The 12617-nt window shown below is 77.0% G+C and carries 16 protein-coding genes; 7 read left to right on the top strand and 9 right to left on the bottom strand.

The annotated features are described in order from the left end of the window. From AC5FZL_RS10860 to AC5FZL_RS10850, 3 genes are all read left to right on the top strand, one after another. The coding region (locus tag AC5FZL_RS10860) for a FecCD family ABC transporter permease (protein WP_493618602.1) at positions 1-567 on the top strand (567 nt) is incomplete at its 5' end. Continuing rightward, entirely contained in the window at positions 564-1649 is a 1086-nt protein-coding gene (locus AC5FZL_RS10855; RefSeq protein ID WP_493618601.1) for a FecCD family ABC transporter permease, read from the top strand. The genes AC5FZL_RS10860 and AC5FZL_RS10855, both read left to right, overlap by 4 nt. Beyond that, positions 1646-2542 (top strand): ABC transporter ATP-binding protein, encoded by an 897-nt coding sequence (locus AC5FZL_RS10850; protein WP_493618600.1) that lies wholly within the window; start codon positions 1646-1648, stop codon positions 2540-2542. Before AC5FZL_RS10855 ends, AC5FZL_RS10850 begins: the two co-directional genes overlap by 4 nt. Here AC5FZL_RS10850 and AC5FZL_RS10845 read toward each other — a convergent pair. After that, a complete protein-coding gene (locus tag AC5FZL_RS10845) occupies positions 2529-2930 on the bottom strand; it encodes a YchJ family protein (protein WP_493618599.1) in 402 nt (133 codons plus the stop codon). The two genes, AC5FZL_RS10850 and AC5FZL_RS10845, sit on opposite strands and share 14 nt — an antisense overlap. A gap of 89 nt (positions 2931-3019) precedes the next feature. Between AC5FZL_RS10845 and AC5FZL_RS10840 the strand changes: the two genes are divergently transcribed. Next, positions 3020-4078 (top strand): NAD(+)/NADH kinase, encoded by a 1059-nt coding sequence (locus AC5FZL_RS10840; RefSeq protein WP_493618598.1) that lies wholly within the window; start codon positions 3020-3022, stop codon positions 4076-4078. A 4-nt stretch (positions 4079-4082) separates the two neighbouring features. Here AC5FZL_RS10840 and AC5FZL_RS10835 read toward each other — a convergent pair whose 3' ends face one another. Next, entirely contained in the window at positions 4083-4688 is a 606-nt protein-coding gene (locus AC5FZL_RS10835; protein ID WP_493618597.1) for an isochorismatase family protein, read from the bottom strand. Between the two features lie 55 nt (positions 4689-4743). Here AC5FZL_RS10835 and AC5FZL_RS10830 point away from each other — a divergent pair, with 55 nt between their 5' ends. After that, entirely contained in the window at positions 4744-5814 is a 1071-nt protein-coding gene (locus AC5FZL_RS10830; protein WP_493618596.1) for an NADH:flavin oxidoreductase/NADH oxidase, read from the top strand. A 154-nt stretch (positions 5815-5968) separates the two neighbouring features. Here the strand turns inward: AC5FZL_RS10830 and AC5FZL_RS10825 are convergent, their stop codons facing one another. Then, on the bottom strand, positions 5969-6595 hold the full coding sequence (locus tag AC5FZL_RS10825; RefSeq protein ID WP_493618595.1) for a polysaccharide deacetylase family protein: 627 nt from the start codon (positions 6593-6595) through the stop codon (positions 5969-5971). Positions 6596-6613: 18 nt separating this feature from the next. Continuing rightward, entirely contained in the window at positions 6614-6832 is a 219-nt protein-coding gene (locus AC5FZL_RS10820) for a hypothetical protein (RefSeq protein WP_493618594.1), read from the bottom strand. A gap of 173 nt (positions 6833-7005) precedes the next feature. Here AC5FZL_RS10820 and AC5FZL_RS10815 point away from each other — a divergent pair, with 173 nt between their 5' ends. Further along, complete coding sequence (locus tag AC5FZL_RS10815; protein WP_493618593.1) at positions 7006-8259, top strand: sensor histidine kinase; 1254 nt, start codon at positions 7006-7008, stop codon at positions 8257-8259. Then, positions 8247-8906 carry a response regulator gene (locus AC5FZL_RS10810; RefSeq protein WP_493618592.1) on the top strand — a complete coding sequence of 220 codons (660 nt, stop codon included), beginning with the start codon at positions 8247-8249 and terminating at the stop codon, positions 8904-8906. The genes AC5FZL_RS10815 and AC5FZL_RS10810 overlap by 13 nt, the downstream gene beginning before the upstream one ends. A 48-nt stretch (positions 8907-8954) precedes the next feature. On the opposite strand, the gene AC5FZL_RS10805 is transcribed toward AC5FZL_RS10810, so the two are convergent. From AC5FZL_RS10805 to AC5FZL_RS10785, 5 genes are all read right to left on the bottom strand, one after another. Further along, positions 8955-10172, bottom strand: a complete 1218-nt coding sequence (locus AC5FZL_RS10805; RefSeq protein WP_493618591.1) for a serine hydrolase domain-containing protein — start codon at positions 10170-10172, stop codon at positions 8955-8957. Between the two features lie 144 nt (positions 10173-10316). Further along, entirely contained in the window at positions 10317-10469 is a 153-nt protein-coding gene (locus AC5FZL_RS10800) for a hypothetical protein (protein ID WP_493618590.1), read from the bottom strand. 148 nt (positions 10470-10617) lie between these two features. Then, entirely contained in the window at positions 10618-11547 is a 930-nt protein-coding gene (locus AC5FZL_RS10795) for a TolB family protein (RefSeq protein WP_493618603.1), read from the bottom strand. 37 nt (positions 11548-11584) lie between these two features. Next, complete coding sequence (locus tag AC5FZL_RS10790; RefSeq protein ID WP_493618589.1) at positions 11585-12097, bottom strand: GNAT family N-acetyltransferase; 513 nt, start codon at positions 12095-12097, stop codon at positions 11585-11587. 102 nt (positions 12098-12199) lie between these two features. After that, on the bottom strand, positions 12200-12617 hold a 418-nt coding region (locus tag AC5FZL_RS10785), incomplete at its 5' end, for an HNH endonuclease signature motif containing protein (protein WP_493618588.1).

Genomic DNA, 12617 nt, shown 5'->3' with positions numbered 1-12617 from the left:
CCGGTGCGCCTGGTGCTGGCCGGCGCGGCCCTGAGCAGTCTGCTCGGCGCGGCCACCTCGGTGCTGCTGCTGCTCGACCAGGACACCGCCGACCAGATCCGGTTCTGGACCGTCGGGTCGGTCGCCGGCCGCGGGCTCGACACCCTGGCGCAGGTGGGGCCGGTGCTGGCGCTGGGCCTGCTCGTGGCCCTGGCCGTGGCCCGCCCGCTCTCGGCGCTGGCCCTCGGGGACGACGCCGCCCGCAGCCTGGGGCACCGCCCGGCGCGCGCCCGGGCGCTGGGGGTCACCGCCGTCGCGCTCCTCGTCGGCGGAGCCGTGGCCGCCGCCGGCCCGATCGCCTTCGTCGGCCTCGTCGTGCCGTTCCTCGCCCGCGCGCTCGTCGGCCCCGACCTGCGGCGCGTGCTGCCGGTCTGCCTGCTCGTCGGGCCCGCGGTGGTGCTCGCCGCCGACGTCGTCTCGCGCCTGCTGGTGCGCCCGTACGAGATGCCGCTGGGCATCGTCACCGCCCTCGTCGGCGCGCCCGTGCTCGTCGCGGTGGTCCGCTCGTCCCGGATGCCGGCGCTGTGAGCGCGACCGCCCCGGTCGCGCCGGCCCCCGCGCGTCCCGCGCCCGTGCCGCCCCCCGGCACCTGGCGCCTGGCGCTGGCCGGCCGCTCCGTGCTGCTGGAGCGGCGCGCGGTGCTCGTCGTGGCGGTGCTCGCCGTGCTCGTGCTCGCTGCGGCCGCGGCGAGCCTCGCCCTGGGCACCGCCCGGGTCGCCCTGCTCGACGCCCTCCCCGCCGCCCTCGGCCGCGGCGAGGCGCGCGACGTCCTGCTGGTGCAGCGCCTGCGCCTGCCGCGCGTGGTCGCCGGGCTGCTCGTCGGCGGCGCTCTCGGCGTGGCCGGCGTGCTCATGCAGACGCTGGCCCGCAACCGCCTGGCCACCCCCGACACGGTGGGGCTCAACGACGGCGCCACGGCCTTCGCCGTGGCCAGCGTCGTCGCCATCCCGACGTCCCTGCTGCCCTCGGCGACCGCGCTGGTCGGCGCGGCCACGGCCGCGGCGCTGACGCTCGGGCTGGCCGGCGGCGCGGGGCGCCGCGGCTACCGGTTCCTCGTCGTCGGCCTCGGGGTCGGCGCCGTGCTCGGCGCCGGCACCCAGCTCATGCTCGCCCGGGCGCCGGTGGACGCCGCCAACCTCGCCTTCCCCTGGACCGTCGGCAGCCTCAGCGCGCGCTCCCCGCTCGCGGTCGCGGTGCTCGGCGCCGGGCTGGCCGTGGCGCTGCCGGCCGCGGTGCTGCTCGGCCGCCAGCTGCGGATGCTCCGCCTGGCCGACGCCGTCGCCTCGGGCCTGGGGCTGCGCGTGCGGCGGGTGCGCCTGGGCGTGATCGCCACCGCGGTGCTCGGCGCCGGCCTGTCCGTGGCCGCCGCCGGGCCGCTGGGCCTCGTGGCGCTGCTGGCGCCGGAGATCGCGCGCAAGGCCGCGGGGCCGCGCGCCGTCCCGGTCGTGGCCTCGGCCCTGTCCGGCGCGCTCGTCGTCGTCGTGGCCGACCTGCTGGGCCGCACCGTCGCCGCACCGATCGAGGTGCCGGTCGGCATCGTCACCGCCCTCGTCGGGGGGCCCTACCTGCTGTGGCTGCTGCTGACCACCCGCACCCGGAGGATGCCGTGAGCACCTGGACCGCGCTCGAGACGACGCCGAGGACCACCATGGCCCCCGTGGACACCCCCGTGCCGGCTCCAGGGCACCCCGACGTCCTGGAGGTGCGCGAGGCGTCGCGGGCCGACCTGCGCACCGCGGGCCTGTCGCTGGGCTACGGCGAGACGGTCGTCGTGCAGGCCCTCGACCTCGAGCTGCCGGCCGGCAGCGTCACCGCGGTGGTCGGCCCCAACGGCTGCGGCAAGTCCACGCTGCTCGGCGGGCTGGCGCGCCTGCACGCCCCCCGGGCCGGGGCGGTGCTCCTCGACGGGCACGACCTGGCGCGGATGCGCCCGCGCGACGCCGCCCGCCGGGTGGGCCTGCTGCCGCAGAGCGCCGAGGCGCCGGACGGCCTGACCGTGCGCGACCTCGTGCGCTACGGCCGCCACCCCCACCAGGGGCTGATGCGCCAGTGGTCCCCGGACGACGCCGCGGCGGTGGAGCGGGCGCTCGTGGCGGCGGACCTGCTCGACCTCGCCGACCGGGCGCTCGACACCCTCTCCGGCGGCCAGCGCCAGCGCGCCTGGATCGCCATGGTGGTGGCCCAGGAGACCGACGTCGTCCTGCTCGACGAGCCGACCTCGGCCCTCGACCTGGGCCACCAGCTGGAGGTCCTCGAGCTCGTGCGCGCCCTGGCCGCGCAGGGCCGCACCGTCGTCCTCGTGCTGCACGACCTGTCCACCGCCTGCCGCCACGCCGACCACCTCGTGGCGATGCTCGACGGGCGCGTCGTCGCGCAGGGCCGCCCGGCGTCCGTGGTCACGCCCGACCTGGTGCGCGAGCTCTACGGCGTCGAGGCGGTGGTCCTGCGCGACCCGGTGACGGGCACGCCGGTCGTCTGCCCGACCGGGCTCACCCGCCGCTGACCGGCCCGAGGTAGGTCCACCGGCCGGCGTCCTGCACGAAGCGGCTGACCTCGTGCACCTGCGCCGGTCCCTCGGGGGAGTGGTAGGACGCCACGAACTCCACGGTGCCCTCGGGGGCGAAGACGCTGCCGCTGGTGCTCGCCGAGAGCACCCGCAGGCCGCTCCAGCGCTGCTCGGGGTCCAGCTCCAGCGACGCCGGCCGCGTGCTGGGGTGCCACGTCGCCAGCAGGTGGGGGGCGTCGGCGAGGGCGAACGCGCTGTAGCGCGAGCGCATGAGGGCCTCGGGCGTCGGCGCGGCCGCGCCGTGGTGCAGCGGGCCGCAGCACGCGCCGTAGGGGCGGCCGGAGCCGCAGGGGCAGGACGCCGCTCGGGCCGGTCGGGTGACCACACCGAGATCGTCGCACCGCCCCCCGCCCCGCCGCGCGACGCGGGGCGCCACACTGGCCCGGGGCGCACCGGGCGCCGAGGGGAGGCGCCGTGACGGTGCGGCGGATCGGGCTGGTCGTGCACGAGGGACGTCCGGCGGCGGTGGCGGCGGCCCAGCAGGTGCGCGCGTGGGCCAGCGCCCACGGCGTGCCCCTCACCGAGATGGACGTGTGGGGCGACGACGGCGACCTGCCGGCGCGGCGGCACGCGGCCGACGAGGCGGAAGCCGGTGGGCACCCGGACCTCGTGGTGACCGTCGGCGGCGACGGCACCTTCCTGCGCGGGGTGCGGATCGCCGCGCAGGACGACGCGCCCGTGCTCGGCGTGGACGTCGGCCGGCTCGGCTTCCTCACCGAGGTCTCCCCGGCCGAGGTCGAGGCCGCCCTGGACGCCGTGGCGGAGGACCGGGCGATCATCGAGGACCGCCTCACCCTGACGATGCGCGCCTCGCGGCCCCTGGAGCTGCCCGAGGGCATGGAGGGGCTGCTGCAGTACGGCCGCGGGCCGCTGCTGCCCCCGCCCACGCACCGGGCGACCGACGTCGGCACCGTGGGCTGGGGCCTGGCGCTGGACGTCACGGCCGTCAACGACGTGGTCTTCGAGAAGCTGGCCCGCGACCGCCAGGCCAGCCTCGGGCTCTACCTGGGGCAGCGGCTGTTCGCCTCCTACTCCGCCGACGCCCTCGTCGTGGCGACTCCGACCGGCTCCACGGCCTACAGCTTCTCCGCGGGCGGCCCGGTGCTCTCCCCGCGGCTGCGCGCGATGGTGTTCACGCCGGTCGCCCCGCACATGGTCTTCGACCGCAGCCTCGTGATGGCCGACGACGAGGTGGTCACCGTGCGGGTGCTCGAGCGCTCGGGCCAGGTGGCCGTGAGCGTCGACGGGCAGCTGCGCGGCGTCCTCGACCCGGGCGACTGGGTCGCGGTCCACGCCGGCCCGCGGCGCGCGCGCCTCGTGCGCCTGCGCCCGTCGAACTTCTACGAGCGGCTGCGCCAGCGCTTCGGGCTGTCGGACGCACCGGCCGCGGTGGCCGACGGCGCCCCGCCGCAGGTCTACCGCCCCGAGGAGCCGCCGCCGGACGAGCTCGCGCGGCTCTACTGGCCCAGCTGAGCGCTCAGACCAGCTGCACCCCGGCCGCGGCCATCTCCTGGCGGGCGCGCTCGTCGTCGCCGGGCGCCAGACCGACGAAGCGGGTGAGCGCCAGGGGCACGACGACCTCGTGGCCGAGCCGGACGCCGTCCAGGGCCGTGGCCCTGACGCAGTGGTCCCCGGCCAGGCCGACCACGACGAGGCGGTGCGCGCCGGCCGCGGCGAGCAGGTCGCCCAGGACGGTGGCCTCCGTGCGCCCCGACGCCAGGTCGACCTCGGAGAAGCCGGAGTAGCCGTCCTCGCTGCCGGTGCCCTTGCGCACGCGCGGGGCGTCCGCCGGCACGGCGAGGTCGGGGTGGAGCTCGGCGCCGGGGGTGCCGGCGACGCAGTGGACCGGCCACAGCCCCCCGTCGGCGGCGAAGTGCGGGGTGCGCGGGGGGTGCCAGTCCTGGGTGAGGACCACCAGCGACCCGGCGGCGGCGGCCGCCTCGACCTCGGCGCCGACCAGCGGCACGACCTCCTCCCCACCGGTCACGTAGAGGCTGCCCGCGGGGTCGGCGAAGTCGACCTGCACGTCGACGACGACGAGCGCCGTGCCGGGGCCGTACTCCTGCGTCCGGGTCTGCGCCACGGGAGCAGCCTGCCACCGCGGGAAGGCTGGCGGGCACCTCCGGGTTGTCGCCCGGGTGACCTCCCTCTTCTCCCCGATCACCCTGGCCGGCACCACGATCCCCAACCGCGCGTGGGTGGCGCCGATGTGCCAGTACTCGTGCGACCCGGTGGCCGCGCCCGGCGTCCCGCACGACTGGCACCTCGTGCACCTCGGCTCCTTCGCCGTCGGCGGGGCGGGCCTGGTGCTCACCGAGGCCACCGCGGTCGTGCCCGAGGGCCGGATCACCCCGCACGACGCCGGCCTGTGGAACGAGGAGCAGGCCACCGCCTGGGCGCGCATCGTCGACTTCCTCCACGCGCGCGGCTCGCTGGCCGGCGTCCAGCTCGCCCACGCCGGGCGCAAGGCCTCCACGCACCGGCCGTTCGCGCCGGAGCGCGGCAGCGTCGCGCTGGACGCCGGCGGCTGGGAGACCGTCGGCCCCAGCGAGCTCGCCTTCCCCGGCTACGCCACCCCCCGTGCTCTGGACCAGGCCGGGATCGACGCCGTCGTCACCGCGTTCGCCGACGCCGCGCGCCGCGCCGACGCGGTCGGGTTCGACGTCGTGGAGCTCCACGCCGCGCACGGCTACCTGCTGCACCAGTTCCTCTCGCCCCTGTCGAACACCCGCACCGACGGCTACGGCGGCTCGCTGGAGGACCGGATGCGCCTGCCCCTCGAGGTCGTGGACGCCGTCCGCGCGGTCTGGCCCGAGCACAAGCCGCTCTTCGTGCGCGTCTCGGCCACCGACTGGGTCGAGGGCGGCTGGGACGTCGAGCAGACCGTCGCCCTCGCCTCGGAGCTGAAGACCCGCGGCGTCGACCTCGTCGACACCTCCACGGGCGGCAACGTCCATGCCGACATCCCGGTCGGCCCGGGCTACCAGGTGCCGTTCGCCGCGCAGGTGCGCCGCGAGAGCGGCCTGCCCGTCGGCGCCGTCGGGCTCATCACCACCCCCGCGCAGGCCGAGGGGATCGTCGCCTCGGGCGAGGCGGACGCCGTCCTGCTCGCCCGGGCCCTGCTGCGCGACCCGCGCTGGGTGCAGGGCGCGGCCACCGAGCTCGGCGTCGCGCTGCACCGCCCGCCGCAGTACGACCGCGCCTGGTGACGCGGCTGCGCTGAGGGCTCAGACCCCGCTGCCTCCGCTGCCCCGCTGAGCACGGGGCGGCCCCGTGCCCGTCTGGAGGGCACAGGGCCGCCCCGTGCTCGACGAGGACGGGCGCAGATCCGCCCACTGGTGCTCCCGTGCCACCCAGCGAGCGTCAGCTCCCGGCCGTCGGCGTGGTGAACGCCCAGCCGTCGGCGAGCAGCTGCGGCGCCAGCCGGGCGACGGCCTCGACCGTGCCGCTGCGGTCCCCGCCGCCGTCGTGCAGCAGCACGACGGCGGCGGGGACGAGGCGCTCGAGCACCCGATCGACGAGCACGTCCGCGCCCGGCTCCTCCCAGTCCTCCACCACGACGCTCCAGCCCAGCGGCTGCATGCCGAGGTCGGCGGCCACCTGGGGCGTCGGGCCCCAGCTGCCGAACGGCGCGCGGAACCACGGCACCTGCGCGCCCGGCACGACCTCGCGGATGAGGTCGCTGGTCGCCGCGAGGTCCGCGCGCGCCCGCTCGGGGGTCCACGAGCCCATGTCGTCGTGGTGCATCGAGTGGTTGCCGAGCACGTGCCCCTCGGCGGCGACCTGCCGGGCGACCTCGGGGTGCTCGCGCACGTGGTCGCCCCAGAGGAAGAACGTCGCGGTGATGCCGTGCTCGCGCAGCACCGCCAGCAGGTCCGGGGTGTGCTCGGGGTCCGGGCCGTCGTCGAAGGTCCACGCGAGCGTCCTCCCGCCCTGGGCGGTGCTCGTGAGGATCGAGCTGGTCACGGTCGGGGCGTCAGGAGCGGTCACCCGCGGACCGTACGGCGCTCACCGCCGGGCCCGCAGGGCGAGGACGACCAGGGCCACGACCGAGACCGCGGTCGTGGCCTGCAGCACGACGTGCACCGCCAGCGGCGCACCGGTGGTGGAGGCCACCGCGTTCGCGACGGCGCTGACCACCAGGAGCAGCCACAGCACCGGGCGCAGGGCGCCGGAGGAGGTGGCGACCTCGGGAGGGTAGGAGGAGGGGGCGGGGGACGTGCTCATGGCGGGCTCCTGGGGCGGGGGAGGGCGGGTGCAGCTCGTGCCGTCGACGCTAGGGACCCCCGGCCCGCGCGCCGAGCCCGCCAGCCGCCCGGTGCAGGTGCAGCAGGCTGTACCGACAGCGGTGGTGCCCGGGCTCTACCGTCGCGGGCGAGCAGCCGGCGGAGGAGGTGGGGATGGCGACGCAGCAGGTCCGGGCGCGCCCCGCCGCGGGGCGGGCGCCCGGCGGCGCGCTCAGCGGGCTCGAGCAGCTCGCCGGCGGGCTCGCGACCGCGGTGCTGGCGCTCGGCGTCCTGGTCGTCGTCGTGCTCACCGCCGCCGCGTCGCTGGTCGGGGTCGGGCTGCTCGTGGTGCCCCTGGTGCTGCGCGCGCTGCGCGCCGTGGCCGACCGCGAGCGCGCGCGGCTGAGCCGGTGGGGCGCGGAGGTGCCCGCTCCCGAGCCCGGGCCGGCGCGGCTGGACGCCACCGCGGGCCGCGAGCTGGTGTGGGTGGTCCTCCACGCCACGAGCGGCTTCCTGCTGGGTGTGCTCGGCGTCCTGCTGCCGATCCTCGCCCTGCGCGACCTCACGTTCCCGCTGTGGTGGTGGGCCCTGCCGGACGGCATGGCCAGCGGCTCGATCGGGCTGTGGGTGGTCCGCGACTGGCCGGGCGCCGCGCTGATCTTCGCCATGGGCCTGGCCTGGGTCGTCATCACCGTGCGGGGGAGCCCGCACCTGGCCTCCCTGCAGGCGCTGCCCGGACGCCGGCTGCTGCCCGTGGAGGTCGGGCCGGCCGACCTGTCGCTGCGCGTCGCCGAGCTGACCGCGACCCGGGCGGCCGCGCTGGACGCTCACGTCACCGAGCTGCGCCGGATCGAGCGCTCGCTGCACGACGGCACCCAGAACCGCATCGTCGCGGTCACCGTGCTGCTCGGCGCGGCCCGCCGCCTCGTCCCGCGCGACCCGGCGGGCGCCGAGGAGCTCCTCGAGCGGGCCCAGACCGCCGCCGAGCAGGCGCTCGCCGAGCTGAGGGCCGTCGCGCGGGGCATCCTCCCGCCGGTGTTGGAGGACCGCGGCCTCGCCGGCGCGGTGGAGGGCCTGGCCGCGGGCTGCGCCATCCCGTGCACGACCGACGTCGACGTGCCCGGCCGCTGCCCGGCGTCCGTGGAGGCCACCGCCTACTTCGTCGTCGCCGAGGCGCTGACGAACGCCGTCCGCCACAGCGGCGCGAGCCGGGTGCAGGTGCGCGTGCACCGCCGCGCCGACCGGCTGCACGTCGAGGTCGTCGACGACGGGCGCGGCGGCGCGCTGGAGCAGGCCGGGCCGGGTCTGGGAGGGTCCGGTCTCGCCGGCATCCGCCGCCGCGTCGAGGCCCTCGACGGCACCCTGGCCCTGACCAGCCCGCCCGGCGGGCCCACCACCGTCTCCGTGGAGCTGCCGTGCGGATCGTGATCGCCGAGGACGACGCCCTGCTCCGCGAGGGGCTGGCCCTGCTGCTGCGCGCCGAGGGCCTGGACGTCGTGGCCACCGCCGACGCCGCACCGGGGTTCCTCGCCGCGGTGGAGGAGCACCGGCCCGACGTCGCCATCGTCGACGTGCGGATGCCACCGACCCACACCGACGAGGGGATCGTCGCGGCCGTGGAGGCCCGCAGCCGGCGTCCGGAGCTGGCGGTGCTGGTGCTCTCGGCCTACGTGGAGCAGGCCTTCGCGACCGAGCTGCTCGCCGGGGGCGCCGCCGGGCTGGGCTACCTGCTCAAGGAGCGGGTCGGACGGGTCTCGGAGTTCCTCGCGGCGCTCGAGCGCGTGGCCGCCGGCGGCACCGCCATCGACCCGGAGGTCGTCGCGCAGCTGCTCACCCGCACCCGCTCGGACACCCGGCTGGAGCGGCTCAGCCCCCGCGAGCGCGACGTCCTGGCGCTCATGGCCGAGGGCCAGGGCAACGCCGCCATCGCCGAGCGGCTCGTGGTCACCGACGGCGCCGTGCACAAGCACATCCGGAGCATCTTCGCCAAGCTCGACCTGGCTCCCGACGACCGCACCGACCGGCGGGTGGCCGCCGTCCTGCGCTACCTGGAGGACGTGCGCCGGCGGGCCTGAGGAGTCCTCGGCCCGCCGGCGTCCGGTGCTCGACCGGTCGGTCGTCGCTCAGGCGCAGAGCGCCGCGTCGACCGCGTCCTCCACGTGCTGGGCGGTCGGCTCGTCGACCGGCAGGGCCGTGACCGCCACCATGACGCCGCGCCCGTCGTCGGTCACCGCGCCGCGGGTTTCGTACCCGGGGATGTCACCGCCGTGGGTCCACGCCGTCCCGCCGCAGCTGAGGGTGAAGGTCTGCAGCCCCAGCCCGTAGCTCTCGTCGCCGTCGACGCTCGAGGTGGGCGCGGGCACCGTCGTCCGCATCTCGGCGAGCAGCTCGGGCGGCAGCACCTCGCCGTCCACGAGCGCGGTGAAGAACTCCAGCAGGTCGCCCGGCGTGGAGATCATCTGCCCGGCGGCCCAGCCGAAGGACGGGTCCTGCGTGCTGACGTCGGTCAGCGGCTCCTCCGCCGTCGTGCGCCAGTAGCCGTGCGGGTGGCGCCCGCGCAGCTCCTCCTCGCCCTCGGCGGGCCAGTAGGTGCCGCGCAGCCCGAGCGGCTCGATGATCCGGCGGGTGATCTCCTCCGCCACCGGGCGGCCGGTGACCTCCTGCACGAGCAGGCCCGCGAGGACGTAGTTGGTGTTGCTGTACTCCCAGCTCGTGCCGGGCGCGAAGAGGGCCGGGTCGTCCAGGCCCAGCGCCAGCACCTGGTGCGGCTCGACGAACCGGTGCTGCACGGCGAGGTAGTCGTCGCCGATGACGTCCTCGTCGTAGTCGGGCAGGCCGCTGGTGTGCTGCAGCAGCTGGCGCACGGTGATGGCCGAGCCGTCGATGCCCTCGCCGCGCACGAGGCCGGGCAGGTACCGCTCGACCGGCGCGTCGAGGTCGACCCTCCCCTCCCCGACGAGCTGGAGGACCACCGCGGCGGTGAAGGTCTTGGTGTTGCTGCCGATCCGGACCTCCCCGTCGCGCGGCACGCGCTGGCCGGTCTCGACGTCGCCCACACCGGCGGTCAGGTCGCGGACGCCGCCGTCGCGGGTGCGCAGGGCGGCCAGGGCGCCGGGGAAGCCGTCCTCGCGGACCAGCCCGTCGAGGGCCTGCTGGGTGGCGCGCACGGGGCCGGCGCCGGGGCCGCTGCTGGTGCTCGCGCTGCGGCCGGGCTCGGCCTCGGCGGCGGGGGAGGCGATGACCGCTCCCGCCGTGCCGACGGTGCAGGCGAGGGCGAGGGCGGCCAGCAGCGGGGCGCGGCGGCGCCCCGGCGAACGGGTGGGGGTGGGGGTGCGGGACACGTCGGGCTCCTCGGGTCGCTGTTCCTGCGGACCCCTCGAGCCTGTCCGCGCGCGCCCGGTGGCCACGATCCCGCGCAGGGGCCACCCGGTGGTGCAGCAGGCTGCACCGCCGGGTGGGGCCAGCGGGGGGTCGGGCCGTCCGGGTTAGGCCGCGGAGGCGGCCGTGAGCGGGAACTCCAGGCCGCAGTCGCAGCGGTACCAGGCCGTGCCGGCCATGAAGTAGCGGTAGACCGCGGTGCTGGAGCAGCTGGGGCGGGTGCACCCGCGCTGCTGGGGGACGGACGTGGGGGTGGACACGGACATGGGGAGGATCACCTTCGGTGCTGCAGGGGCTGGTCCGCGGGGGGCGGACCTGAGCACAACGCCGCCCCGTGCCGCTCCCCTTCCCGTCGATCATGGACCAGCCGGGGGTGTGTGAGGCACCTCACCCCGGGCTGCTCCATGATCAGCGGGAGAGGGGGTAGGCGACGTAGGCGAAGCGGCGGCCGTCCGGCGCCCAGCTGTTGACGTTGACCGTGCCCTGCCCGCCGAACAGCTCGACGAGCGTGCGGACGCCGGCCCCCTCGGGGTCGGCCAGGCGCAGCTCGACCGGCTCGTTCGCGGGGTGGCCCTGCACGCCCGGCGCGTAGCTGAGGTAGAGCAGCGAGGCGCCGTCGGGGGAGGGGTGGGGGAACCAGTTCACGCGCTCGTCGTGGGTGAGCTGGGTGACCTCGGAGCTGTCGGGGCGCATCCGGAAGAGCTGCGCGTGGCCCGGGCGGGTGCTCGCGCGCTCGGAGTTGACGTAGATCCACGCCCCGTCGGGGCTGAACTCGGCGCCGTCGTGGTGCCGGCCGGTGCGGGTGAGCTGCTCGGTCGCGCCGTCGGCCACCGCGCAGGTGTAGACCTCGTACGTCGTGGTGCCGTCCTCGTCGCGGGCGCCGATGTGCGCGAGCGTGGCGCCGTCGGGAGAGATCCCGTGCAGGTAGCGCGCGCGCAGGCCGTCGGTCTCGTCGGTGACCCGCCGCGCCTCGCCGCCGGACAGCGGCGCCTCGTAGAGGTGGCCGTCCTGGGAGGAGATGTAGACCAGCGACCCGTCGGGGGAGAGGACGTGGTCGTTGTTGGCGTCGCGCACGGCGCCGGTGTCGATCGGGTGCGCGGTGCTGCCGTCGGCGGCCAGCGCGTAGAGCAGGCCGTCGCTGTTGAGCACGAGCCAGCGGCCGTCCGGCGTCCAGTTCGGCGCCTCGAGCAGCGCCTCGTCGGTCTCCCAGACGAGCGTCGACGTGCCGGCGTCGACGTCGAAGACGCGCACCTGGCAGGTCTGGCCCGGCTCCAGGCGGCGCCACCCGGCGGCGAGGGTCTCGGCGGTGGGCGGGCTGGCGGGGATCCCGGGGAGCATCACGGCGGGCATCCTGCCGTGCGCGCCACGGCGCGGCTCATCGGCGCAGCGGCTTGAGCATCTCCAGCTCCCGCTGCGACGGGTCGAGCGGGTACGGCTCCGTGACGCCGGTCTCGACGAACCCGCGCGAGGCGTAGGCGGTGCGGGCACGGGCGTTGTCCTCGTGCACGTGCAGCCGCAGCGTGCCGCCGTGCTCGCGGGCCCAGGCCTCCACCGCGCTCAGGAGGGCGTCGGTGACGCCGGCCGTGCGCCCTCGGTGGTCGGGTGCGACGTAGACGCCGATCAGCAGCGGCCCCGACGTCGCGTCGCGGATCCAGCAGCCCATCATCCCGACCCAGCGGCCGTCCGGGGTGACCGCCGCGACCTGCAGCCACCCCTGCGCGGTGCCGCGCCGGCCCCGCGTGCGCCACTCCTCGACGCCGTGGGACTGGGCGGCCTCCAGCGTCTCGATGTAGGCGAGCGGCGTGTCGCGGAGCATCTCCAGGCGCAGGTCGCGGATGCGCTCCCAGTCGTCCTCGGTGGTGGGCCGCACGGTCACCGGAGCAGTCACCGTGCCACCGTAGGAGCTCGGCTGACCGGCACGGCGCTCGTCTGGGCACATCGGCCCGCAACGGGGGCACGCAGGCGAGCAAGGCGGTCTGGGTGCCGCCGGTCAGGCGGCGTTCGGGTGGGTGCGCTGGGCCCAGGCCCCGATGAGCTGGTCCAGCGCTGGCATCCAGGGTGGTGGTGGGACGCGGGGTGAGCTGCGGTCGGGTGGGTGCCAGATGACCTGGGCTCCGGTGAGCTCTCCGCGCCAGCCCTGGCGGTGGACGAGGCGGTGGTGGTACCCGCACACCGCGGTCCCGTTCCGCTCGCTGGTCGCTCCTCCTGCGCTGTAGGCGGTCAGGTGGTGGAGCTGGCACCAGCCCGAAGGCCTCGTGCAGGTGGGGAAGGTGCAGCCGCCGTCGCGGGCGAGGATCGCCCGCCGGATCGACGTGGGGAACGCGTACACGGTGCGCCCGACGTCGAGCGGGCTGCCGTCGGCGGCGACGAGGACCGGAACGACCTCGGCGTCGCAGGCGAGGACCCCG

This window comes from Quadrisphaera sp. DVD1 (assembly GCF_058932755.1).
This window is presented reverse-complemented; position numbering and strand designations above follow the sequence as displayed.